Raw genomic sequence first — 23,072 nt, forward strand, 5'->3', positions numbered from 1 at the left:
ACTTACGAGATTTTAAACCTAAAATTGGGTAATCCTCTTACATTGGCTCTTGTTGTAAACGTTTTACCAGCTAATGGATCTTGGCTCTTCCCAGCGGTGGTAATGAATAATTGATTTAACTCTGGAGTACCGAAAGTCACTGAGGTAACATAGGTTGCTGGAACTTTTATTTCAAGTAGTTTCTTTCCTGTTTTAGGATTCCATCTACTAACCTTTCCTCCACCCCAATGGGCTACCCAAATATTCCCTTCCTCATCAACTGCCATTCCGTCGGGGTTTCCCGGTTCATTTCCAAAATCTACTGCAACCCTTCTATTGTAGATTTCTCCTTTATTTAAATCGAAATCGAACACAAAAACCTTTCTGACTGGGCTATCAATAAGGAACATTTGCTTATTATCTGGATCCCAACCTAAACCATTTGACACTGTGAGACCTTCTAGCATCTTAATTACTTTACTTCCATCAAACTTATAGAAACTTCCAGTTGGTTTCCTTTCGTTCATATTCATAGTCCCAGCCCAGTATCGTCCAAGCGTGTCGCATTTACCATCGTTAAATCTATTCGATTCAACATCAGTTTCCACTTCAGCAACCTTCTTAATCTCGCCTCTTTCTAAATTTACTACATAAAATCCATGTCTAATAGTAGCGATAACCCTCTTATCATCGATAACACACAAGGATGAGACAAAATCCGGCATCTCGTAGAATACCTCAGTACCGGTGTTAAGATCGTTAACTAATATTCTCTTTCCCTCAATATCAACCCAAAAAAGCGTGTTTAAATCCATATCGTAAACTGGACCTTCTCCTAAAACTGCCTTGTAATTACTTAAGGTAATTAAATTTGACTCCATGCTTAGTACTTTAATATATACTAGCTTTTATCCTTTTTATCATCTAAGACGTTTGTAAGCGTAGAGTTCATGTAATCTCTTTCATAAATTACTGTTTTTCCTCTTAGAGCTGAAGCTATGGTAGCTAAAAACGCCAAAGAGGCTGCAACATAAAATGCGACTCTCAGAGCTTCCATAAAAGGTGAGGCTATTACATTAGGGAACCAATGTGTACTCGTTATGGTAGCTATTGTAGAAGCAGGAATTGTGTTAACTAGTGAAGTCGGTAACTGTGAAAGTACTGTGGAAACGGGATTGTAGCCTAGAAAACTAGCAAATATCGCGGCTGTTGGAGGTATTTTACTTAATAATGGCGCTAGTTGAGGAGCCCCAGCTGCAGTCAGCGCACTAGTTAATACAGGAGGTAATGAAACATATAAGGTATCAATTACTATAGTAAAGAATATTCCGATGCTTAATGTACTGCCAGTATTAGTTAACATTGCTCTTATCCCTGAGGCCGATCCTCTATGTTGGGGTGGTGCGGCGTTCATTAAAGCCGTCATGTTAGGTGATACAAATAACCCATTTCCGATCCCTATAAAGAATATTATCAGAGCAAATTCTACATAGTTGAAATTGTATGGCAATGTGGTTAACGTTAAAACTCCTATTCCCATGATTAGAAGTCCAATAGTGGCTAGACTTCGCGCACCGTAACGATCTGCAAGCCTACCCGCTATTGATCCCATTATTCCAAACCCAGCCAACAATGGAAGAAGATATACTCCAGCCCAGAAAGGTGTTACCTCGTAACTATAACCGTGTAAAGGTAACCATATGGCTTGAAGTAATAATACCAGCATTAGTTGGAGACCTCCAAACGCTAACTGCGCTAAGATTATTGATATTGCAGAAGACGTAAATGCCCTTATTTTAAATAGCTCTATTCTAAACATAGGGTCTTTAACTCTACTCTCAACAAAGAGGAAACCAATGAACATTCCAACGCCTACTACAATACCCGATATTACAAATGGATTTGTCCAACCAGTCACTTGATTACCATATGGTAATATGCCATACGTTATCCCTAGCAATATTGATATAAGGGAAACAGCGTATAGGATATTTCCAACTATGTCAATACTTTGATTTCTATTGGGCTTATTCAGTTGCTTTAACGATTTGTAGGACCAAACAGTTCCTATAATGCCTATTGGTACGCTCACTAGGAAGACGTCACGCCAGTATATTGAAGCCAGTATTCCACCAATGATTATTCCAGCAACTCCACCAAATATTCCTATTACACCATTTAATCCTAATGCAAATCCTCTCTCATTTGGTGGGAAGGCTTCGGATAATATTGCGGCACTATTAGCCATCAAAAAGGATCCCCCTACACCTTGAAGTATCCTATAAATTATTAATTGAATTGCCGCTATGTCTCCTTTGCCAGGTGTTAGATATAATAATATTGACGCAATTGTAAAAATTAGAAATCCTAAATTGTACATTCTCACCCTTCCGAAGATATCTGAAATCCTGCCTACATTTACTACTAAAATTGCTGATACTATACTGTAACCAAATAGGATCCATAATAGGTATTGGAAAGAGTTAAATGGATTTATTTCAATTCCCCTAAATATTGCTGGTAACGCTATTAATACTACATTAGCGTTCATGAATCCCATAAATGCCCCAAGACTTGTATTAGATAAGGCAACCCACTTGTACTGAACCATATAGTTAAAGACCTAACTTTAATTTATTAAAACTTTTGCTCAATAACAATCATGTGTTTTTAAAAAATCATAAAATTATAATGACTTAACTATCGCTTGCCAGTTATGAAAATGTATAAAGTTGTAGATAGTATTATGAGTATAATATCTAGAATAAAGGCTGTTAAAGCGGGCCCAGTAGTTACTGGTAATGGTCTACCTACCAATGGAGCTGGAAGCACTCTAGTTAAAGTCAAGAGCAAATAATTTATCCACCAATATATTACTTCTAAGAGATAAATAATTTTCAAACTAAAGAGTCTGAATGAGAGTATAAAGAGTATACCGGCAATTATTGAAAGAATTGCATCAAAAAGGAAGAATGCCCTTATACCGAATGGTAAAATTCGAAAATTGTATAATGGTAAATGGTCTGCAGTCCACGCGAAACTAACTATTCCTGCAATTACTCCTACCACTAATAATGAAACTGAAACTCTTGGCATATGCTACTATCAAATTCAATAAATAATAAGACTTTGCCCAAATCTTTAATTAGATTGAAAACACTATTTGGGAAAAGATTTAAATCAATGTAAAAAGAGGAGGATATTGCGAGATAATGAAAATAGGTAAAATAGGACTTGTAATACTAGGGATCTCTATAATAATTCTATTAATTGGTGGGGCATTTTTCGGGATGGCTGCTACATCCCATCAGCCAGTAACTTCAACAAGCCATATGTCAACATATACGACAACTACTACCTCACCTAGTACATCGTCTTCCACTACAACTACAACCTCATCGAGTTCCAGTGGAGCAGTATGGGGGTAAATAGAAAGTTACTTGTTTTTAGTTTCTCTTTTTCTTCTATTGGTGGACCTTTAGCGCTAGTTGGGCAATTCTTAGAAAATGTAAACACGTTAGAAGTAGCAGTATCGCTCCTCGTATTTGCACCAATAACTTTCCTTACATATTACTCAATGAATAAAATCTGGGATAAGGGAGGACTTTACGATTACATAGTCAAATTCAATCCCAAACTCTCCAATTATTTCCTCTACTTTTGGGTTTTCTCGTATTTTCTTTATTTAAGCTATACTGTAGATTATATAGTATATTACATATTAAATCTAGATGGATTAACGGCTATTCTATTAACAATAGGAATAGCAGGATTTATCATAATAATAACTATCTTAGATAGGGAGTTAGAATTCCTATTTGCCTCGATGATTCTTCAGATCTTATTCATACTCCCGATAAATTGGCATCTTAAATTTGCGAACCCTTATGAATTAAACATAGCTAATACTCTTACCACTTCCCTACTATACATATGTATAACCCTTACGCCTTTCGTTGGAAACGGTAGTAAAGAGGGGATTAATGGTATAATTTTTGCATATTTAATAACTGGAGCAATACTACTTTTAGATTCTTTCTTCAACGTTCCTAAAGTAATTTATCTTATCTCATCATTTAGTACGTTCTCGTTAATCATAGTGGAATTTTACTCTCTAAAGAGTGTCTTATCTAGATTTAGTTTCAAGAGTAAAAACTATTTAATTCTAGGATTCCTAGGATTCACCCTAGCTAGCCTAATAAATCCCTCTATGTACTATGTATACACAATTGTACCCTCCTTAACAGCACTTTACGTATCGTTAATGATCTTCTTTATCTCAATGATCTTATCAATTAGAAACTTGCTAAAGCCATTAGGCTTCATAAGTCTAGGATTACTTGCATATGGCTTCTATACTTCATTACAACTCTCATCCTATTACTTACTTCTAGAACAAATTCTTACAATAATTATAATAGGCCTAATTCCAGTCGTTAAGAATCGACTTTTCTATTACTAGTGGTTTTCAATAATCTCATGTAAAGATAACCGCCTACAGCTTGAAGTAAACCTCCTATTTCCAATGGTAATGAGTATGAAATATCTAGTAAGTAACCACTAATGCCTGAGCTCATCTGGGATAGCCTAGTCGCTAAACCTTGAAAACTAGAAGCAGTACCGAAATCTTCAGCAGAAACTCCTCTAACATTAACAGCACTTCTATTAGGTGCCCCAATCCCAGCGTTTAATCCCCTTGCAATGTATAATCCAGCTGCTAAAGGTAACCATGGTGAGAAAGCCATTGCAATTAAAAATACTCCATTCAGTATTCTAGTTATCGAAGCCACTTTCAATGGGTCAAATCTTATTTTATTTGAAAGTAGTGAACCAAGTGCAGTTGTTAAGTAAGATATTGTAAAGATTAATCCTATTTCGAAGGAACTTGCATGAAAAGCCAAGCTATACCATAATGGTAGTAGCGGGATAGCTATACCTAGTCCAAATCCGGTTATCGAGTTAGAAACTATGACTTTTGAGATAAACTTCAGACTAGACTTCTTCATAACCTTAGATGTCTTTTTAGGCCTCTTAACTTCTTTAACGAAAAGCAACGATATTGCTGAGCCTAAGAGTAATACAAATGATATGAAATATAGCATTCTATATCCCTCAACGGAATTACTTATGTAAGACCTTAGTGAAAGAAGAATACTACCTCCTATCCCTGAGAAGGATGAAGCGGACATCAAAAAGCTTAATCTTCTCACTCTTTCTCTCTCATCAGCCCAATTGCTTGCAACTAGTGCTGTTAACCCCGGCGAAAATACTCCTCTTATACCGCCTGCAGCTCCTCCAACTCCCCCTATTATAAGAGCTGCAAAGATTAGTATTTGATTTATCGAAAGCGCGAGTAATATTGATGCAATGGAAGCTAATATTTCTACAAAGATTAGGACTTTTTTGTAGCCAGTCCTATCACCTATCATGCCTAGGGCTAGATTAAGAGCTGAGGAGAATCCTATGGCTCCTAGAAATATTATTCCTATAATTTCTGGTTTAACACCGATCGCAGATAAATAAAGTGAAGAGGAGAGAGTTATATAAATTATCCCAACACTTCTTAAAACTCTTGACAATAGAAGAAAAGTATAGCCATAATCATCTTGCAAAAAATCACCTAATAATAAGAGAATTTAGTAGTTTAACTATTTTTCGTTTTATCCGCTAAGTGCTTTAGAGAAATTACCTCAAATACCTTTTACTTAAAATATTTTAGTAGAATCTCTTTAGGAAGATATGGGACTATTTATTATTAATATTCTTATATAGATTCAAAATACTTTATCGGCTTAAAGGTTCATAAACACGGACAGTATATATTATGCGACGTTTGCATGAAATTGCTACCAGAAGACTAGCTATCTTGCAACTCTCAGCCTCGTTTACAATACCTTTAGGGTTAAATTGCAAAATGGAGTTAGACAACTCACGTTAATAGTGTAAGATGAGCTTTGAAATTTCGTTTAAGCATTTAATAATGTCATTATTAACCTATTTATTTTTGTACAACTAGCATTACTCCTACGGAGAAAAATCCTATATAGGAATTTGATCGAAAGATTTATTACTAAGGGCGATTCTGGGATCTATTGCGAATTGTAATTTATGAATAATATAAATATAAAAGTATTAACATGATTAAGCACGTATTCCCTTTATTAACCGTTATTACACAATTAAATTCGTCATAGTTTTTGAAATATAGTGAATTTGTAGTGGGAAACCTGAATGGCCCATTACTGAACGCCCTCTAACGTTATCCTAGTTGATTAAAATGATAATTCATGAGTATTATTAATAATGAATTGAGATTGAATAATATTATGCCAAATAGATTGGATATTAGTGTGTTACTTTAATCATAGTGTAGTTAATTTGTGATTTATATTTCTATAGGTTTTTGGTGTATAGTGATACCTTATTTAATGTACATACTCTCTGTAAAGACATAATCATTTTACAAATTTGTATCCTAATGACAACATTATGTCCAGACTGAAGAGAAAACATAGTCAAAATATATAATTATAAAAAACTCTCTTAGCATAAACGTAATCTTAACTTTTTTTATCCCATCTTTTTAAGCTAATTTTATGGCTAGATGCCCTCAAATTCTCTCTGTTCACCTTTTTCTTCTTAGAGATAATGAAATATTTCTACAGCTTGGGAAAAATACAAGCTATAGAGATGGTTGCTGGAGCGTTATAGCTGGACACGTAGAAGCTAAAGAATCCGCTACAAATGCCATGGTAAGAGAGGCTAAGGACGAAGCAGGAATAATCATAGGTCCTAAAGCTCTAATCCTAGTTCATGTGATGCATAAGTTTGAAAATTAGGAGAGAGTGGATTTCTTCTTCAAGGCAAATAAGGGGGAAGGTGAACCGAAGATTATGGAACCTGAAAAAGCAGGTGATATAAAATGGTTTAAATTATCTGAACTACCTCCAAATGTAGTACCATATATAAGGCAAGCAATAGAGCTTGGGCTTAAGAGAGGGCAAATATACAGCGAATACGGATGGGATTAATATATGTTAGGTTTATTTACTCTAAACTCTTAGTTATTAGAAGATAAACTTCATTTAAATTCTGAGAACAGATTTCCAATAACTTATAAATGATAGAATCCTACTCCGGTATAACGCTTTAGAAACTGTTTTTAGGTTAATACCCAATTATTACGTATGTCGTTTCTAAGGAAGAACTCGTTAAGCTTTTTAAAGGAAGCTGAAAGGGATTTAAATGAAGGCGAGTATAATTTAGCTATGTTTCATTTGGAACAAGCGTTACAGTTAGCTTTAAAATTCGTTTTATATGAGAGAACTGGGACTTACGAGAGGACTCATAATTTAATTAAACTCCTAGAAGATGTAATAAGAATTACGAATAACGATAGATTAAGAGAATTACTTGATAAGGAGACAAGCACGTTAGATTTAATTCGACAGGCATATATAGGCGCTAGATATTTACCATATGATTACAGTAAAAATTCCGTAATAGCCACCTTAAGACTTGTGAGGGTGATATTAAATGAGCTTGGACTACTTTAAGGAGGAGTGGGAAAGGAGGATAAACATGTTAAAAAATGCAAGACAGTACTTAAAAGTAATAAAAAGGGTATGTGTAAATGAGATATCAGCAGAATGTAAAGTAATACTCTTTGGCTCTGTAGCTAGGGGTAATTACAGACTAGATAGTGACGTAGATGTTCTTGTAATAGTCCCTAATATTAAAGATGAATGGGATAGGAGTAAAATATCAGTGAAACTACATAAGGCAATAAATGCGTGGGATCCCTTTGAAATTCACGTCATCACACCAGAGGAATATAAAAACTGGTATTCTAAGTTCATTGACATATGGGAAGAGATAACTTAACTTATCACTAAATATGCTAAATAGTCCCTTTATCTAACGAAACTATGGACATACTCATCTCTAGCTAAATTAAACTTAATAAGGAAAACATTGAGTATTACTTATGCCAGTATGTCCCTCATGTGAAATGAAATTTAATTCATGGGAGGATTTAGCCAAGCACATGGAGGTGATAGCAAATTATAAGAGCGATCCATCTCATGTAATGTGGTTAAATAGAAATATATCAATTAAGAGAATGGAAGTTAGTGAACTGGAAAGTGCTTTAGAGAACTTCTTCTCAACTCCAAATGGTTTAGCAATGTGGATTAGACAGAGGTTTATAGAGAAGTTTTATGGAGAAAATCCACATCCGTTTATCGTCGCAATGCAGAAACCAACTAGGGGTGTGCTATTAGGCTATGTAATTGAGCATCAACACTTCTTAAAGAATTGGGTAAAAGTGTTATCATCAATAGTATTCAAAACTGATAAGGATGATGTTTTACAATACGAGTTAGAGAATATCTCAGTTGAATTTTTAGGATATAATGGAAGGCCAGCCCATTACGAGTTGTTAATAAGAATGGGAGAAGCCTTGGGGATGCCTAGGGAGAAAATATTATCAACACCACCATTACCCTCTACGCAATCAGCGATAAAGACGTGGAGGAAAATAGCTGAGAGTAAAACCTGGTTAGAAACAATGGCAGCAATGCATAGTCTCGAATTAGTAGCTGATAGAAGTTTAGTTAAATATGGGGCTAGATTACCTTATTTTAATCCAGCTATACTCACTTCTGAAGAGTTTCCCCAAGCTGTTAAGGACTTTCTGAGGGAAGGTTATGAGGCCGATATTTCACATGCGGGAGAAGCCCTAGAGATGGTTGAAAAATATGCAGAAGAGATGAATATAAGGGAAGAAGTACAAGTTACTGTTCTTAAGTCATTTGATGCTTTTTCAAAGTATTTATTAGCCAGATTAGAAAGAGGATTTGAGATAGAACCTAATCTGGTAAAGGTGATAACTAAATGAAGATCATCGTAAACGGAAAAGAAGCTGGTACAAAGCAGAAAGGTTGTGCACTCTGTGGAGGAACTTGGGGAGATTACTATGAAGAGATTGACGGAGAGAAGTTGTTCTTCTGCTGTGATATATGTGCGTTAGAATTTATAAACATGGTTAATGAAGTAAAGAAAAGATCCAATTGGAGTAGAATTGATGAATTAATAATAAATGGAAATTATTATACTGGGAGGACGTGCTCAGCTAAAAATGGAAATAGGGAGTATAAATTTTACGTTAAGTTTAATGATGATGCTGGAATAGAGACTTTCAAGGAACTAAGTTAATGGCTCACATAAGCCATTTTCTTTTATCATCATTTTATTTTTGGGCTCACTTAAGGATCTACAGAATATTTTCACATCATTTATTCTGACTAAACAAAGCCAATAATTGTCTTCAAATCCATCTGGAGTAGCGGTCAATTTCCATGATGTTAATAGTTCACCCTCTCTTATATCATCTCTTGTGTTGAATTCCGTCGAGTAACACCTTGGACATCTAGCCCTCTTAACCCAAAACGAATAGCCACAATTTTTACATACATAGATCAAGGCTCATCACCGTAAACTACTACAGTTGCAGAATTCCCAAAACCAGCCATACTTAACGACAGACCAACTCTAGCATTTTTAACTTGCCTACTCCCCGCTTCGTTCCTAATCTGTAGAAACGCCTCAACTGCTTGAGCTACACCGCTTGCCCCTATTGGATGGCCTTTAGAGTTCAACCCTCCACTGGTGTTTATTGGAATTTCACCATTAATTGCGGTGTAATTATCGTAATATGCCTTCCATCCTTCTCCTTTCTTTAATAAACCCAACTCTTCAGCCTCAACTATTTCCAGAACAGTTGCCATATCGTGTAGTTCAGCGAAATCAACTTGATCAATCTTTGCCATTTTCCTAGCAGTTAATCCAGCAATTCTCACCGCATTTATTGACAATATGTCCTCACGCTCAGATAAATATGACGTATCTGAAGAAGCGCCAATACCTTTTATAAACACAGGCTTATTGGTAAAACTATAAGCGTCTTCATCCCTTACCATAACTATCGCTGAAGCCCCATCACTAATTGGGGTAAATTCGTAAAGGGTTAAGGGATCTGCTATGATAGGGGAATTCAAAACTTCCTCTAAAGACACTACCTTCTGTATGTGAGCATAGGGATTTAAAGATCCATTATAATGGTTTTTTACTGCTACTAAAGCAAAGGCCTCCCTTGATGCATTATATCTCCTCATATACTCCTTGGTCATTAATCCTGCAAGTGAAGGTAGAGTTAACCCAGCAATTTTTTCTTCTGGCGGAAGTAAGGAGGCTATTACTGATGTAACTTGCTTGGTATTCTTTTCGGACATCTTCTCAACTCCTAAGACTAGCACGGTTTTAGCTATTTTAGAGTCAAGTAAAGATTTAGCAACTAATATTGCAGAGCCTCCACTTCCACTGGTATTATCAACCCTAATTGATGGCACTCTATCAATTGACAAATAAGTTGTAATTAAGTTATTTATCCCAGATAGGGAGTTAAACTCTCCAGAATAGCTATTAGAGACTACAACGAAATCAATTTCATATTTTCGTATTAATGGTAACACAACCTCTCCTGCAAGCTCTAATAGGCTCTCCTTTCTCTTTCCGAATCTGGTTAAGTTTGCGTCAATAATTGCAACCATTCATGTGAGTTTCCACATTTAAAATATAAAATTGAACTTCCAATAGAGAGAACATAAATCAGTTTCCTAACCGTAAACAGCAAGAGTGCTTGTTTATAAGAAATGTTTATATTTTTTAAGAAAGAGTATAATGATAATGGTAATATTCGTAGTTCTTTCAACCCTCACCGATAAGGGAGCTGAGACAATAGCAGATAAGCCGGAAAGAATAAAAGAAGTTAACGAGGAATTGGCTAAAATAGGGGCTAAGGTAAAAGAACAATATGTAGTATTTGGTGATATAGATTTCATTAATATAGTAGAAGTGGATAATGTTGAGACGTTCCTTAAAGCCTTAATAGAATTGAATAGTAGAGGTACCGTAAGGACAAAGACCTATTTAGCGATTTCTGTTGATGAAGCGATAAGGGCTATTAAGACTACACCACGTATTGGTCATCCACATGAAAAGAAGTAATTTTCAAATATAATACATTTTTTGTTTTTCATATTGAGATAAATATAACAATCTCTCCCTTAGAGACGGATGAGTTCTAAAGGAGAGAACACCTTTTCTATCAACAGTATTATTTACAATAAATTCCTTAGCCAATAGTATCTGTATTGGGAGAACATACCTTAGCATATTAGTCGGAATACTTCTACTTAAATATCCAATTTTTATTAGGGAACTTTCTAGCCAATAAGTTATCTCAGGGTTAAACTTAACTGCAGTTAAATCAGCCCTCATTTCTATTTTTCTATGCACGTAAAAGACTAAGGGCAATAAGATAACAAGGTATATTATAAGGAAAAATAAGGACACTAAAGGCAGATAATAAATAAGTGCTGCATAAATAGAATTAATGGAAAATATTGTAAGTAACATAACTTCTGGATCGTAATTCTTTATATGGGCAATCTCGTGAGAGAGAACCGCTGCTAACTCCTCTTGGGTTAGACTTTCATAGAGTGGCAAAGTAACTGCTATTCCTCTAAAAATTATATTACCAAAGGCAAAAGCGTTAAGGAAATTATCATTTATAATGTAGATTTTAGATAGCTTAACGTTAAATTTCTTTGAAAGCTCTTCTACCATCAAGGTAATATCCTGAGAAGCTCTTCTCATCTTAAATACAAGTATCATTATAATTGGAGAAATGAGGTACCAGAGACCAAATACTAGCCCTATTTGAATTAAAAAGAAATAGGGTAGATTTATATTTAAGGATGATACCACTATGCCAATTACTAGAATGGAGAAGAAGGATGCTAGATAATATTTCCACCAATATGTGGTTATGGAGTGCACACATATTACTCGCTCTAAAAGTTTATAAAACGATAAGATAATCAAAGTTATTACTTAGAGCAATATACTAACATTATGAAACCAGAAGACTACTACCATTCGATTAAATTAATACCCGAAATAGCAATAGGGAAGGGAAAAATATTTCACGTGGAGACATGGATAGAAGAGGATAAATACAAATCATCAATTTATTTAAACCTTAATAGGATAACTTTTCAAGGAAACGAATCCTCGCCAAAGTTCAATAACGACAAGCTTTACTTTATAAGAAATGAGGAGACGAAATCATCTCTACTCGAAGCGCAACTCTATGGCGAGCCGAAAGTAGTGTTTACATTTTCTGGTAGAATATTAAAATATGACTTCCATAATAAGGGAATTTTGGTGATAGCAGAGGAAAATACAGATAAAACATTACCGTTTAGAGCAGAGAAGATAAAGTATAGGTTTGATAGCAGAGGTTTATTGAGAGCTAGACAATCACTTTATTTATTTGATGGTAAGGATTTGAGGAAGCTTGTCACAGGGAACTTTGACGTCACAGATGTGGCTACAAATGGCAATAGGGTTGTAATTTCAGCAACTAAGGATGGAGATGATTATGGATTAGGAAATTTATATGAGGTAAACATAGAAACTGGGGAGTTAAACAGAATAACGAAGGAGGATGGAACTGTACAAGCAATCACTATGAACAGCGAGGGGAAAATAGCATTTTTAGGACATAGGAAAGGACTAACCCCATGGGCTTCTCTCGAAATAATGTTACCAGAAGAAGGAAAGAGTTACATTTGTGGAAAAACTTGCGGTAATAAAGTGTTAACTGATTTATTTGATGGTATAAAGGATAAGATCGTATTCGAAAGGGATCTAATACTCTCCTTAGGCCAAGAAGGAGGTACGTCACATATCTATCAAATCTCTGACAATAAGGTAGATAAGATAACTAGTGGAAATATAATGGTTAGGGGATTTGAGTATAGTAATGGTGAGCTAGCTTATTTCTATTCCACTCCAGAAAAGCCCGTAATATTAAAATATAGAGATATGGAATATGACCCTAACCCTAACGTTAAAGGATACACTCCAGAGAGAATTATAATAAACTCTAACGGAATGGAAGTCGAGGGATGGAGTATAATTAGAGATCCTAACGCACCGACAATATTATTTGTCCATGGAGGGCCGCACATGGCGTATGGCTATGGTTATTTCATAGAATTTCAGTTCTTCGTAGATAATGGATTTAACGTAATATACGCAAATCCTAGAGGTAGTCAAGGATATGGTGAGGATTTCGCTAAGGCTTGTGTGGGAGATTGGGGTGGAAAGGATTTTGAGGATCTAATAAACTTCGTTAATACCGTCAAGGAAAAGTATGGTTTAAAAGGTAAGCTTGGTGTTACTGGCGGTTCTTATGGAGGTTTTATGACCAATTGGGTAGTGACGAAGACTAATATGTTTTCAGCTGCCATAAGTGAAAGGAGCATATCGAATCTAGTTAGTATGTGTGGTACTAGTGATATAGGTTTCTGGTTTAATGCTATTGAATCCGGGATTAGTGATCCATGGAGTACTGAAGGGATAGAGAAACTAATGAAAATGTCACCAATTTATTATGTGAAAAACGTTAAAACACCTACCATGTTAATCCACGGTGAGGAAGATTATAGATGTCCAATTGAACAAGCTGAGCAATTTTATGTGGCATTAAGAATGCAGGGAGTCCCGACTGCACTAGTAAGATATCAAGGTGACAGTCATGAACACGCTAGAAGAGGGAAGCCTAAGAATATGATAGACAGACTAAAGACTAAATTAGAATGGTTTAGTAAATATTTGCTCTAATCAATATTTCTTTCACACTCCTTATTTATGGCAGAAAGAACGTCCCTTAAGGTGACTACGCCTATTATTTTCCCCGTTTCATTAATTGCCAATAGGTGACTGATATTATTCTTCATCATGAACATAAAAGTATCTATCAAATCCTCCTCTCCGTTTATAGTAATCACGTTCTTGATCATAACTTTCGATACCGGTTCATTTTGTGAGAGACCTTTGGCAATTGACCTTAAAATTATACTCCTAGTTACTATTCCTATGACATCATCTCCTTTACTATTATCAACTATAAGAGCAAAATTAACTCCCTGTTTATCCATGCGTTCTAATGCTTCAGAAAGACTAGTATGTCGGTCGATTTTTATAGGTCTAGTATTATTGAAAACGTCTTTAAGTTTCATAGATTACTTTTCTCTTTCTACAACTTAAACTTTATTTACCATTAACAGTGTTTAACAATTATACTTTACAAGAGGAAAGTTTAAAAGACATATATAAAGAAAGAGACTAACTCTCGTAAGAAAAAAATATATAGATTAACTTGACCCAGCACCACAACCGCAATAGCCATACTCGTCTATTTCAATTCCACATATTGGACATACGTAACCAGAGCCTTTTACTTCTCCAGCCCTTTTTCCATATATCAATAGGTGGGGATCAAAGTATAATTCTCTTAAACTTGGTAAAGATTTCTCATCTTCTGTTGTAATTTTTGTATTTATAGCCTCTTTAATTCTAAACTTTAAAGTTTTCTTCTCTAAGGCTTTCTTAGCTAGTTGTTTAGATGAAATTTTCCCCTTAATAACTCCACTGTGATCTATAATTTCTACCTCTTCATCACTTATACGTAGGGCTATCTCCTCGACCTCTTCGTCTTCATGCAATTTCTTAACTTCTGGCATAATGCTATTTATACTGTTTATAGTATTTAAACTTTTACCTTCATAACTTACATAGAAATAAACGTGTTACTATATGGAGAATTTTTCTTTATCACTTAACCAATAGAACAACTAATTATATAAAAAGAAAAGGAATCGAGTTAGACACAGCAACTCATTTTACTAACATCACTAGTAAAAGCTAGTGCTACTATCCTCAAACTCTCTCCCATTGTAGGGAAAACGTGTATTGTATCAATCAAATCATCTATTGTAGCCCTAAATTTAACCGCTAACGCCGCCTCATTTATCACCTCTGCAGCGTATTTACCAAACATCTGGACACCTAAAATATTCCTAAACTTCTTATCTATAACCATCTTTATTAATCCATAATCTTCCCTTAATATTCTCGCCTTAGCTATACTATTCATCTTAACAACCCTATGGTCTATATCATAGCCTTCTTTCATTGCCTCTAATGCAGTAAGACCAACTTTAGCCACATTGGGTTCTATAAATACAACTTGAGGAACACTAATCATGTCAATTTTTCTTTTTACATTCATTATTGCGTTCTCTGCTGCAATTGAACCTTGTCTGCCAGCCAAAGCTTCCAACATAGGACCGCCAATTACATCGCCTGCAGCAAATACATTAGGATTTGAGGTCCTCAGTTCTTCATTAACTTTTATGCCTCCCTTGTCGTTTAACTCAATTCCTGCTGCATCTAAATTCATTTCCACATTAGGCTTCCTTCCGGTAGCCAACAAAATTTCATCAGCCTCAACTTCCCCCTTATCAGTAACTACTATCTTTCCTCCATTTCCCTTTCTTACCTCCTTAACCCTAACGTTTGTAAAAATCGGAATACTGTCATTCTCTCCTAAATAGTTTTTAACAGCTAGAGAAATTTCCGGTTCCCAATCTGGTAATATTCTTTCGCTCCTTTGAAGAACTATAGTATCAACTCCTAGTCTCCTATACATTTGTGCAAATTCTAAAGCCAAAGCCCTTCCACCTATGATAGCCAAGGATGATATTTTCTTGTTTGGCGATAAGGCTTCCACATTAGTCCAAAACCCAACTTCATTTAAACCCTTGATATTAGGTATACTTGGAGAAGAACCCGTGGCTATTATAAACTTTTTAGCCTCTATTGTCTCCCCATTTACTTTAATCGCGTTAGGCGAAATGAAATGCGCTTTACCAATTTTTAATTTAACATCATATGAATTTATCACATCCTCGTATTTTTCCTTTCGTAGCGAATTCACGATTTCAGCCTTGTCTTGAAATGCTTGGAAAAATTCTGGAAATAGCTTTTTTCCTACTATTTTTGAAGAGTTATTGTACAACTCACCTATTCTCAACATTCTCTTAGAGGGGACACATCCTACGTTAACGCAAGTTCCACCTATTTCTCCATAACCTACAACTAGTGGCTTTATTCCGAGCTGATTTGCCCTAATTAACGCTGCAAATCCAGCTGCACCATAGCCTATGATCACCAGATCTTCCATTATCTATCCCCTCCTAGCAACATGATGATCCAAATGCTTACTTAAATCTTGCCTCATATTTATAAGCACAATGAGAGCAACAGAAGTAATGTTCTTTACCATTGATTTCTCTTACATATATCTCATCTTCAGATAGTTTAGCACCACAATTCTCACATTTTAATTCGTCTTGCTTTAGATTTAGCCTTAGATTAACCATCTAACTCACCTATTTATACTTATTATTAATTAATATAAAAGTTTTTCATATGAACATATGTTCATAGAAAGACTTATTTCCGCCTATTGACATTATAAAAATGTGGAACCTCTTACAAATGAATTGGAATCTCTATTCTCTGCCCTAGCAGATGGGACGAGATTAAAAATAGTGCTCTTTCTATTGGATAAGGGAGAAGCTACTGTAGATGAAATAAGTAAATCTCTGGGCAAATCACAATCATTAATATCTCATCATATGGCTTGTCTGAGAAATTGTGGAATAGTTAAAGTCAGAAAGGATGGTAAGTTTTCGTACTATTCTATGTCAAGCCCAGAAATAATTGAGCTAATAAAACTATCCATAAATCACGTCAAAAAATACAGCCAGTCTATCTTATCTTGTGATGTTCTAGCAGAAGAAAAAGGTCAAGTTAAATTATCTCGTTAGAATACCATATACGTTTGGGTTGGCTTGTCTCAACTGTGAAGCAAGCTTCCTCTCCCTTATTCTTATGCATTAATTGATGCTCAAGAGCTTTGGAAACTGATACAATCTGATTACATGTTTTACATCTTAGCATTATTTCTTCGTAAGCTGTAGGTGAAATTTGTGGTAACCCTGGTAAAATTTCATTGCCCCCAATTACTGGTAACCTAGTAGGGATAACTTTTCTACTACTCATGAATGATCATATACGAAAAGAACAATAAAAACTTTATCAAGAAAGAAAAACAGTTAACCTCAACGCTTCCAAATCAGTGCGTTATCGCTCTTCCTTTTAATCATAAGTACTCTATGGAGTGGAATCACAGTATTCTCTTCACTTTTTAAATACAAGTAATTATTATCCACAGCATCTATTTCGCTAAATGAAATTTCTTTTAATCCATTTTCAGTTACTCTATCTATAATTATAACAACATAATCATCAATCTTTTCCCTATATTTCCATCTAATCATGTTTACAGCATCCTTTATTCTCATAAGATTTTATATGACCTATAGTTTAAAGTATTTATAGATGAGGAGAAAACGTATTGTCCAGCCGAAATGATTGGTGAATTACCGGGCGCAAACCTGATAAAATATTAGTAAGAATTTTTATACTTGATCAAATGAGTGATTGCTAATGCCTAAAATTTGTCCTAGATGTGGATACGTAAATCCGGATGATGCAAATTATTGTGTAAAATGCGGTTATCCTCTTTCGCCTCAACCTCAAAGTCCATCACAACCTGATAGGCTAACTACAGCATTCAATATTTTCACCAAAAACCTTTCACTCATATTACCTCCTATAATCATGTTAATAATTGAACTAGTATTAGCTGGTATTTTAGCTGCAATAACTGGTGGAATTTCCTTCATTTCACCAACTGCTGCTTTAGTTACTGCACTAATATTCAGCGTAATATTAGGAATTATATATGCAATAATTTTCAGTATTACGGTTCATACGACCACTTTCATGGCTCAGGATTCTGTTAGGGGAATTAAGACAAATACAAGCAGTGCATTTAGTAACGCCATGAATACCTTAAGTAAGTTATCTAGTATTATCATAGTATTAATAATCTTGGGACTATTATTAGGATTTACTAGATTTTTGGGAGTTCTTTGGATTGTATTAGGACTAGCTGGAATACCACTTTTCATAATTTCGTCAGCAACTGTACTTAATAGACCTATGAGTTTAACCGAGGCAATAAATTGGTACTCAAGAGCATTTAATGTAGACGGTGCCGCATCTGCAGTAATTTTAGTTGGATCTTTACTTAGCCTAATACCAATTGTAAATATATTCACCATACCCTACACTGCAATTTTAACCTACATCATGGTAAGGGACATAAGTTAATTTTTCCCACTGAATTAGGAAAATAATTATAAGTGAGTAGACCCATTGTATTTAAGTGATGAATGTAAAAGGTATTTCTGAAGCAATAACAGTTGTTTTCCTAATTCTAGTTACGTTAATTGCAATCGCAATAGTTTCTATTTATTATCTTCACGTAGTAAACCTTAACCAATATGGCTTATCCCAAGAACTAAAAAACTATTACATTGCAACTGGGCAAATGGTTAGCGTTGTTTATTACCATCAGACTGATAATCGTTCCTATTTTTACGTAGAGAACATAGGAAATATACCAATTAACGTTAGTAAGATTTACGTTAATCACACGATGGTGAAGTTTATAATATACAACGCTACCAATACAAACGTTAGGATATTATATCCGCAAATTGTTTATGTAATAGAGGTCTACGATAACACTACTAACATAATAATACAAACTTCTAACAATAACCTGATACAATTGGAGGCTTGAAAATGAAGGGGCAAGCTTCCGTAATTGCGATGATAGTAATCTTCTTCTTAATACTTGCAACAATAGGCTTAGTACTATATTTAAGTACCTCATATATGAGCTTACAAAAAGAATATTTACAAGCCTCTCAAATACTTGCAAATAAGGCTAAAGAGAATTTATTAATAGGATATGTGAACAATTCTTTGTCAATATATAATTCTGGCTCGGTAGTAACTAAGATTGTTGCTATATTATTAATAAATCGAACCAATGTGACGATTATACCCGAAAACATTACAGTACCACCCAATACTAACGTGATAATACACGTTAAGTCTGCTAATGGGTATGTTATCATAACATCTTATGGAAATAGTTTCTATATTGCGCCACCTTCTGGGAAAAAGTAAAAAAGGAGAAATAAGAGATATATCATTATGCGAAAGTATAAAAAAGGCTTAGAAAACGCCTTAGTTACTGTATTGTTAATATTAGTTGCAATAGCTGCGGTTAGCCTTATCAGTTATTACTTCTTTAGCGTACTTAGACATAGTATGATCACTACTGGACTAAGTATAAGTAATGTCCAAATGGTGGGGGGAATTATAACTGGAGATTTAATAAATCAAGGAGCTAGTAATATAACTAGTATTACAATTCAAGTACATCCTCAAAATAACGGTACGGTTATATCAAACTATACTAATTCTAGTTTAAATATACCTCCTGGCCAATCATATGCCTTTACATTACCTGTACCTAAAGCAATTGAAGGCAATAATTACGTTATTACTGTGATTGTTAAGTACAATAACGGACAAACCTATGCTACATCGGTAGAAGTTATTGATGAGTGACTACAATAAAGTATTTTATTTTTATTTTTTTAAATAGGTATATGGTACTTATTGGTAAAAAGAAATCACATAATAAATTTGAAGAATTATCCTATTATCTTCAATCGATTGATGAATCGGGAATAATATCTCTTAGAGCTAACCTGGAAAATCACAATATCGTAGAGCACTATTCTCTAAAAAACTTTGACGTTGAAGTTTACATTGTCGAAAAAGAGGGGATTGGTTACTATTTAGTAAACGAACCACAGCTTGATCAGAGAGAAGAGAAGATCTTATTAGCGATTCTTGACGGTTTAATATATTCTCCCACAACTGTGGTTTCAAATAAACAAATTGACTTGGAAAAACTACAAGAAGATGTATTGAAAATTTCGGCTAAATTAGGAGTAATAGGTGACGTAAAGAGAAACTTAAAGAAATATATGTACTATATAACTCGAGAGATAAAATACTCAGTCCTACAAGTACCAATGAGTGACCCTTTCATTGAAGAGATAGAACTAGTATCCCCAACGACACCAATTTCAGTAGTCCATAGCAGACATAGTGAATGGCCTAGATTGGAGACTAATATCATTTTAGGGAGTGAGCTGAAGATTAGAAGAATAGTAGAGAGGCTAGCATCTTTAGGTGGGAGAAGCGTAAGTACAGCTACACCATTACAAGATTTCATGTTACCCGAAGGTCATAGAGTTGCAGTGAGTTACGGTGAAGAAATAAGTAGAGGAACGACATTTAATATAAGAAAATTCCCAGAAAAGCCTCTAACGATTATTGACTTGGTTTACAAGTATGGCACATTAAGCGAGCTAATGGCAGTTTACTTATGGATAATTGCTGAGGCTAAGCTATTTACATTTCTCGTAGGCCCAACTGGTAGCGGAAAGACCACTGCATTAAACTCACTATTAATGCTACTTAATCCATTAGCGAAATATTTAACGATTGAGGATACACCGGAGCTAAAATTACCTCACAAATATTGGATACAATTCTATACTAGACCTTCAAGCTATGAAGGAAGTAAGGATATCAGTTATTATGAACTAGTCAGACTCTCCTTAAGATATAGACCAGATTACATTATAGTAGGGGAAGTCAGAGGGAAAGAAATAGAATGGCTAGTTCAAGCTGTTGCCAGTGGTCATGGTGGGCTCACAACCTTTCATGGATCTAATCACGTTGACTTAATAACTAGAATTAGTGGGTTATTGGGTCAGGATCTATCGTTACAATTTAAACAGCTAATTTCAGTAATTGCAATCATAAAGAGAATTGAAACTGAGAATAGAAAGATGAATAGGAAAATGATATCCATTGTTGAAAATGATGGAAACGGATTTAGGGAAGTATTTAAATATGATTATGAAAGGAAGAGCTTCCTTCCCAATAATTCAAAAGAAATTAGTAGTATACAGCTGGAAAAAGCTAGAGAATTATTAGGCTGGAGTAGGGATAAGTTGTATAAGGAGATAGAAAATAGACTATTATTACTAAGGGGGCTTGCTGAAAGGGGAGTTTACGACTACGACGCGTTGGCAAAAGAGTTAGTTAAATATTATATAAATGGTGATAGAGATGGCTGAAAGAAGAATCAAATTGGCTAGCATAATCTCATATGACTTCTTGTTTCTAGTTTTACTATCGGGTTTACTAGATTTAATCATTACGTTATTTAGAGAACGAATTCTGTACGTAATTTCTAGTTTCTTTCAATATATAGTAAATAACCCTTCGGTAGCTCTAGGAGACGCATTAGGTTTTCTATTTGTCCTTCAAGCGTCGCTTTTAGGTCTATTTATTGGTGGTATAGTTATTTTAAGTATAAGTTTTACAATAAATTTAACGCGGATAAGGAGTGAATATGAAGAGGGTGTTCCTTTATCAACTATTCTGAAATCTAGGATAATTACAAGCAGTAGATTAGGTTTCATAGCAAATTGGATAAGCGAGCGTAGTAAGAGGTATATTAACGCAAGTGCTGACCTGGAAAGCCCTACTGAAGTCGGTGTTAGATACGTCGCATATTTTTTGATCTCATTACTTCTCGTAATACCGATATCACTAGCATTAAGTATAATATTATTGTCTCCACTACCATTTCTATTATTACTTTTTCCGTTTATTTTTGTCTTTTATCCAGAACAGAAATACAAAAGTAGGGCTAGGGAAGTAAGAGATAACATCCAAGATGAGATCCCTTTCTTTGTCACCTTAATTACTATCATTAACGCCAGCGGTACGACTATATATGAGGGGATGAGAAAAATTGTGCAGTTCCCATTATTTAAAGCTATGAAAAAGGAAGCATTGCTCATTATAAGAGACATAGATTTCTTCGGAAAATCTCCGCTTGACGCTTTAGAACATAGAGCTCGATTAACGTTTAATAGAGATTACTCTTGGTTTTTAGCAGGTTATACTTCGATTATAAGGAGTGGTGGCGATATTGAAGCATACCTTTTTCAAAAAGCTAGAGAGTTTCTTAATTGGCTCCAGTTTCGTTGGAGGTTTTACTCAGAAAGAACCTCATTCCTAGGAGAATTAATAGTAATCCTATTCCTCATTTTCCCCATGTTCTTAATTGCATTAGCGTTCTTCACAAACGGTGCAGTTATATCGTTCTTGCTTGTAATACCAATATTATTTGGTACAATATTATACACAATTACAACTAGCAATAGACCTCGATATATGGATAATATAGGTCTTAACAAGATACAGCTACTAATGGCCTTTCTTGCTGCACTTCTAATAGCGGGAACAGTTGAAATATTTCTTAATGAAATATATTACGCAATTGGTTTAGGACTACTGATGTTCTCTATAGTCTCAACAATATTCATGTACAACCAAATAAGAGAAATTAATGACGTAGAGAACTCGCTACCACAATTTCTGAGAGATATTACAGAGTTCAGAAAGATAGGTTATGATCTAAATAGGGCTATTAAAACATTGGCTGGGGAAAAGAAATATAGAAGGGAGTTTAATAGGGTTCTAGACGAGATAGTAAAACAAGATTCCATGGGGATTCCAATAACTAGAGCTAAAATAAACACTAGAAGCTGGTTAGGCAAGTTCTCTCTTACCACTGTTCAGATATTGATAGAGGGCGGTGCGGTAAGACCAGATCTATTAGAATATCTAACTGAATTTACACTTAACTTTATACAATCAAAGAGAGAAGCATTCTCAAGGATGAGAGCCTATCAAGTTTTAGGAATTCTTACACCTATCCTCCTAATTGCCACTATACTTATAGCGATTGTAATCATTAGCTCATTCACAGTAGTAACTTTACCGGCAAGCACCTTGGGTGTACCTCAATTCCCAAACATAATTACCCAATTTATTTTATCTCCGTTTATCCTAGCTGAAATGTTCATATTCATTTTAATGTCGACCTTCGCCATAGGATTGCTGGTAGCTAAAGCACTATATGGTACTGTACAATACATGATAATGCCGTTAATTGGGTTAGTCCTCGCATTACTCTCAATACACTTCTTTAGCGTATTAGAACCAATAATCTTGAGATCCTTTTCGATATAAACGTT

Annotated in this window: 30 protein-coding genes; 17 read left to right on the forward strand and 13 right to left on the reverse strand. The window is 34.8% G+C overall.

Annotated features, from left to right (window positions below; genetic code table 11):
- Positions 1-2: 2 nt before the first annotated feature.
- The 3 genes from J5U23_RS04105 to J5U23_RS04115 all read right to left on the reverse strand — a co-directional run bounded on the left by J5U23_RS04105 (position 3) and on the right by J5U23_RS04115 (position 3,075).
- On the reverse strand, positions 3-860 hold the full coding sequence (locus tag J5U23_RS04105; RefSeq protein ID WP_218267047.1) for an SMP-30/gluconolactonase/LRE family protein: 858 nt from the start codon (positions 858-860) through the stop codon (positions 3-5).
- Between the two features lie 20 nt (positions 861-880).
- Entirely contained in the window at positions 881-2,590 is a 1,710-nt protein-coding gene (locus J5U23_RS04110) for an MFS transporter (protein WP_218267048.1), read from the reverse strand.
- Positions 2,591-2,679: 89 nt separating this feature from the next.
- Positions 2,680-3,075, reverse strand: coding sequence for a hypothetical protein (locus J5U23_RS04115; RefSeq protein ID WP_218267049.1), 396 nt, complete (start codon positions 3,073-3,075; stop codon positions 2,680-2,682).
- A gap of 116 nt (positions 3,076-3,191) precedes the next feature.
- Here J5U23_RS04115 and J5U23_RS04120 point away from each other — a divergent pair, with 116 nt between their 5' ends.
- Positions 3,192-3,407 (forward strand): sulfocyanin, encoded by a 216-nt coding sequence (locus tag J5U23_RS04120; RefSeq protein WP_218267050.1) that lies wholly within the window; start codon positions 3,192-3,194, stop codon positions 3,405-3,407.
- The gene (locus J5U23_RS04125; protein ID WP_218267051.1) at positions 3,398-4,441 is read left to right on the forward strand and encodes a hypothetical protein; all 1,044 of its coding nucleotides are present in this window, start codon (positions 3,398-3,400) and stop codon (positions 4,439-4,441) included. The genes J5U23_RS04120 and J5U23_RS04125 overlap by 10 nt, the downstream gene beginning before the upstream one ends.
- On the opposite strand, the gene J5U23_RS04130 is transcribed toward J5U23_RS04125, so the two are convergent.
- Positions 4,416-5,591, reverse strand: coding sequence for an MFS transporter (locus J5U23_RS04130; protein WP_218267052.1), 1,176 nt, complete (start codon positions 5,589-5,591; stop codon positions 4,416-4,418). The genes J5U23_RS04125 and J5U23_RS04130 overlap by 26 nt on opposite strands.
- A 984-nt stretch (positions 5,592-6,575) precedes the next feature.
- Between J5U23_RS04130 and J5U23_RS15660 the strand changes: the two genes are divergently transcribed.
- From J5U23_RS15660 to J5U23_RS04155, 6 genes are all read left to right on the forward strand, one after another.
- Positions 6,576-6,818: an NUDIX domain-containing protein gene (locus J5U23_RS15660; RefSeq protein WP_244988820.1), complete on the forward strand. Its 243-nt coding sequence runs from the start codon at positions 6,576-6,578 to the stop codon at positions 6,816-6,818.
- A gap of 54 nt (positions 6,819-6,872) precedes the next feature.
- Positions 6,873-7,010, forward strand: coding sequence for an NUDIX hydrolase (locus J5U23_RS15665; protein ID WP_240781435.1), 138 nt, complete (start codon positions 6,873-6,875; stop codon positions 7,008-7,010).
- 156 nt (positions 7,011-7,166) lie between these two features.
- On the forward strand, positions 7,167-7,535 hold the full coding sequence (locus J5U23_RS04140) for a HEPN domain-containing protein (RefSeq protein WP_218267053.1): 369 nt from the start codon (positions 7,167-7,169) through the stop codon (positions 7,533-7,535).
- Complete coding sequence (locus tag J5U23_RS04145; RefSeq protein WP_218267054.1) at positions 7,516-7,863, forward strand: nucleotidyltransferase domain-containing protein; 348 nt, start codon at positions 7,516-7,518, stop codon at positions 7,861-7,863. The genes J5U23_RS04140 and J5U23_RS04145 overlap by 20 nt, the downstream gene beginning before the upstream one ends.
- Positions 7,864-7,966: 103 nt before the next feature.
- Positions 7,967-8,878 (forward strand): thiaminase II/PqqC family protein, encoded by a 912-nt coding sequence (locus tag J5U23_RS04150; RefSeq protein WP_218267055.1) that lies wholly within the window; start codon positions 7,967-7,969, stop codon positions 8,876-8,878.
- The gene (locus J5U23_RS04155) at positions 8,875-9,195 is read left to right on the forward strand and encodes a TA0938 family protein (protein WP_218267056.1); all 321 of its coding nucleotides are present in this window, start codon (positions 8,875-8,877) and stop codon (positions 9,193-9,195) included. The genes J5U23_RS04150 and J5U23_RS04155 overlap by 4 nt, the downstream gene beginning before the upstream one ends.
- Here J5U23_RS04155 and J5U23_RS04160 read toward each other — a convergent pair.
- Both J5U23_RS04160 and J5U23_RS04165 read right to left on the reverse strand, forming a co-directional pair.
- A complete protein-coding gene (locus J5U23_RS04160) occupies positions 9,187-9,462 on the reverse strand; it encodes a zinc ribbon domain-containing protein (protein ID WP_218259566.1) in 276 nt (91 codons plus the stop codon). The two genes, J5U23_RS04155 and J5U23_RS04160, sit on opposite strands and share 9 nt — an antisense overlap.
- Positions 9,459-10,589, reverse strand: a complete 1,131-nt coding sequence (locus J5U23_RS04165) for a thiolase family protein (protein ID WP_218259567.1) — start codon at positions 10,587-10,589, stop codon at positions 9,459-9,461. The genes J5U23_RS04160 and J5U23_RS04165 overlap by 4 nt, the downstream gene beginning before the upstream one ends.
- Positions 10,590-10,725: 136 nt before the next feature.
- On the opposite strand from J5U23_RS04165, the gene J5U23_RS04170 reads away from it, so the two are divergent.
- Positions 10,726-11,046 (forward strand): GYD domain-containing protein, encoded by a 321-nt coding sequence (locus tag J5U23_RS04170; protein WP_218259568.1) that lies wholly within the window; start codon positions 10,726-10,728, stop codon positions 11,044-11,046.
- 3 nt (positions 11,047-11,049) lie between these two features.
- Here the strand turns inward: J5U23_RS04170 and J5U23_RS04175 are convergent, their stop codons facing one another.
- Positions 11,050-11,880, reverse strand: a complete 831-nt coding sequence (locus J5U23_RS04175) for a M48 family metallopeptidase (protein WP_218259569.1) — start codon at positions 11,878-11,880, stop codon at positions 11,050-11,052.
- Between the two features lie 75 nt (positions 11,881-11,955).
- Here J5U23_RS04175 and J5U23_RS04180 point away from each other — a divergent pair, with 75 nt between their 5' ends.
- On the forward strand, positions 11,956-13,731 hold the full coding sequence (locus tag J5U23_RS04180; RefSeq protein WP_218267057.1) for a S9 family peptidase: 1,776 nt from the start codon (positions 11,956-11,958) through the stop codon (positions 13,729-13,731).
- On the opposite strand, the gene J5U23_RS04185 is transcribed toward J5U23_RS04180, so the two are convergent.
- The 4 genes from J5U23_RS04185 to J5U23_RS04200 form a co-directional block, all read right to left on the reverse strand.
- Positions 13,728-14,129, reverse strand: coding sequence for a CBS domain-containing protein (locus tag J5U23_RS04185; protein ID WP_218267058.1), 402 nt, complete (start codon positions 14,127-14,129; stop codon positions 13,728-13,730). The two genes, J5U23_RS04180 and J5U23_RS04185, sit on opposite strands and share 4 nt — an antisense overlap.
- 135 nt (positions 14,130-14,264) lie before the next feature.
- Entirely contained in the window at positions 14,265-14,633 is a 369-nt protein-coding gene (locus tag J5U23_RS04190; RefSeq protein WP_218267059.1) for a sulfolobus mercury resistance protein, MerI, read from the reverse strand.
- Between the two features lie 140 nt (positions 14,634-14,773).
- Positions 14,774-16,135, reverse strand: coding sequence for a mercury(II) reductase (merA, locus tag J5U23_RS04195; RefSeq protein ID WP_218267060.1), 1,362 nt, complete (start codon positions 16,133-16,135; stop codon positions 14,774-14,776).
- A 37-nt stretch (positions 16,136-16,172) separates the two neighbouring features.
- Complete coding sequence (locus J5U23_RS04200) at positions 16,173-16,334, reverse strand: transcriptional regulator (RefSeq protein ID WP_218267061.1); 162 nt, start codon at positions 16,332-16,334, stop codon at positions 16,173-16,175.
- A gap of 102 nt (positions 16,335-16,436) precedes the next feature.
- Here J5U23_RS04200 and J5U23_RS04205 point away from each other — a divergent pair, with 102 nt between their 5' ends.
- Positions 16,437-16,784 carry an ArsR/SmtB family transcription factor gene (locus J5U23_RS04205; RefSeq protein ID WP_218259575.1) on the forward strand — a complete coding sequence of 116 codons (348 nt, stop codon included), beginning with the start codon at positions 16,437-16,439 and terminating at the stop codon, positions 16,782-16,784.
- On the opposite strand, the gene J5U23_RS04210 is transcribed toward J5U23_RS04205, so the two are convergent.
- Together J5U23_RS04210 and J5U23_RS04215 are read right to left on the reverse strand one after the other, a co-directional pair.
- On the reverse strand, positions 16,768-17,019 hold the full coding sequence (locus tag J5U23_RS04210) for a hypothetical protein (RefSeq protein WP_218259576.1): 252 nt from the start codon (positions 17,017-17,019) through the stop codon (positions 16,768-16,770). The genes J5U23_RS04205 and J5U23_RS04210 overlap by 17 nt on opposite strands.
- Positions 17,020-17,078: 59 nt before the next feature.
- Positions 17,079-17,321 (reverse strand): DUF504 domain-containing protein, encoded by a 243-nt coding sequence (locus tag J5U23_RS04215; protein ID WP_218267062.1) that lies wholly within the window; start codon positions 17,319-17,321, stop codon positions 17,079-17,081.
- A 145-nt stretch (positions 17,322-17,466) separates the two neighbouring features.
- Between J5U23_RS04215 and J5U23_RS04220 the strand changes: the two genes are divergently transcribed.
- From J5U23_RS04220 to J5U23_RS04245, 6 genes are read left to right on the forward strand one after another with little or no spacing between them, the layout of a single operon-like run.
- On the forward strand, positions 17,467-18,195 hold the full coding sequence (locus J5U23_RS04220) for a zinc ribbon domain-containing protein (protein ID WP_218267063.1): 729 nt from the start codon (positions 17,467-17,469) through the stop codon (positions 18,193-18,195).
- A gap of 58 nt (positions 18,196-18,253) precedes the next feature.
- Complete coding sequence (locus J5U23_RS04225) at positions 18,254-18,670, forward strand: hypothetical protein (protein WP_218267495.1); 417 nt, start codon at positions 18,254-18,256, stop codon at positions 18,668-18,670.
- 2 nt (positions 18,671-18,672) lie between these two features.
- Positions 18,673-19,062 (forward strand): hypothetical protein, encoded by a 390-nt coding sequence (locus tag J5U23_RS04230; protein WP_218267064.1) that lies wholly within the window; start codon positions 18,673-18,675, stop codon positions 19,060-19,062.
- A gap of 27 nt (positions 19,063-19,089) precedes the next feature.
- Positions 19,090-19,509, forward strand: coding sequence for a COG1361 family protein (locus J5U23_RS04235; protein WP_218267065.1), 420 nt, complete (start codon positions 19,090-19,092; stop codon positions 19,507-19,509).
- Entirely contained in the window at positions 19,506-21,098 is a 1,593-nt protein-coding gene (locus tag J5U23_RS04240) for a type II/IV secretion system ATPase subunit (protein ID WP_218267066.1), read from the forward strand. Before J5U23_RS04235 ends, J5U23_RS04240 begins: the two co-directional genes overlap by 4 nt.
- Positions 21,091-23,067, forward strand: coding sequence for a type II secretion system F family protein (locus tag J5U23_RS04245; RefSeq protein WP_218267067.1), 1,977 nt, complete (start codon positions 21,091-21,093; stop codon positions 23,065-23,067). The genes J5U23_RS04240 and J5U23_RS04245 overlap by 8 nt, the downstream gene beginning before the upstream one ends.
- The last annotated feature ends 5 nt before the right edge of the window (positions 23,068-23,072 follow it).

The organism is Saccharolobus shibatae B12 (genome assembly GCF_019175345.1).
GTDB classification, from domain to species: Archaea; Thermoproteota; Thermoprotei_A; order Sulfolobales; family Sulfolobaceae; genus Saccharolobus; species Saccharolobus shibatae.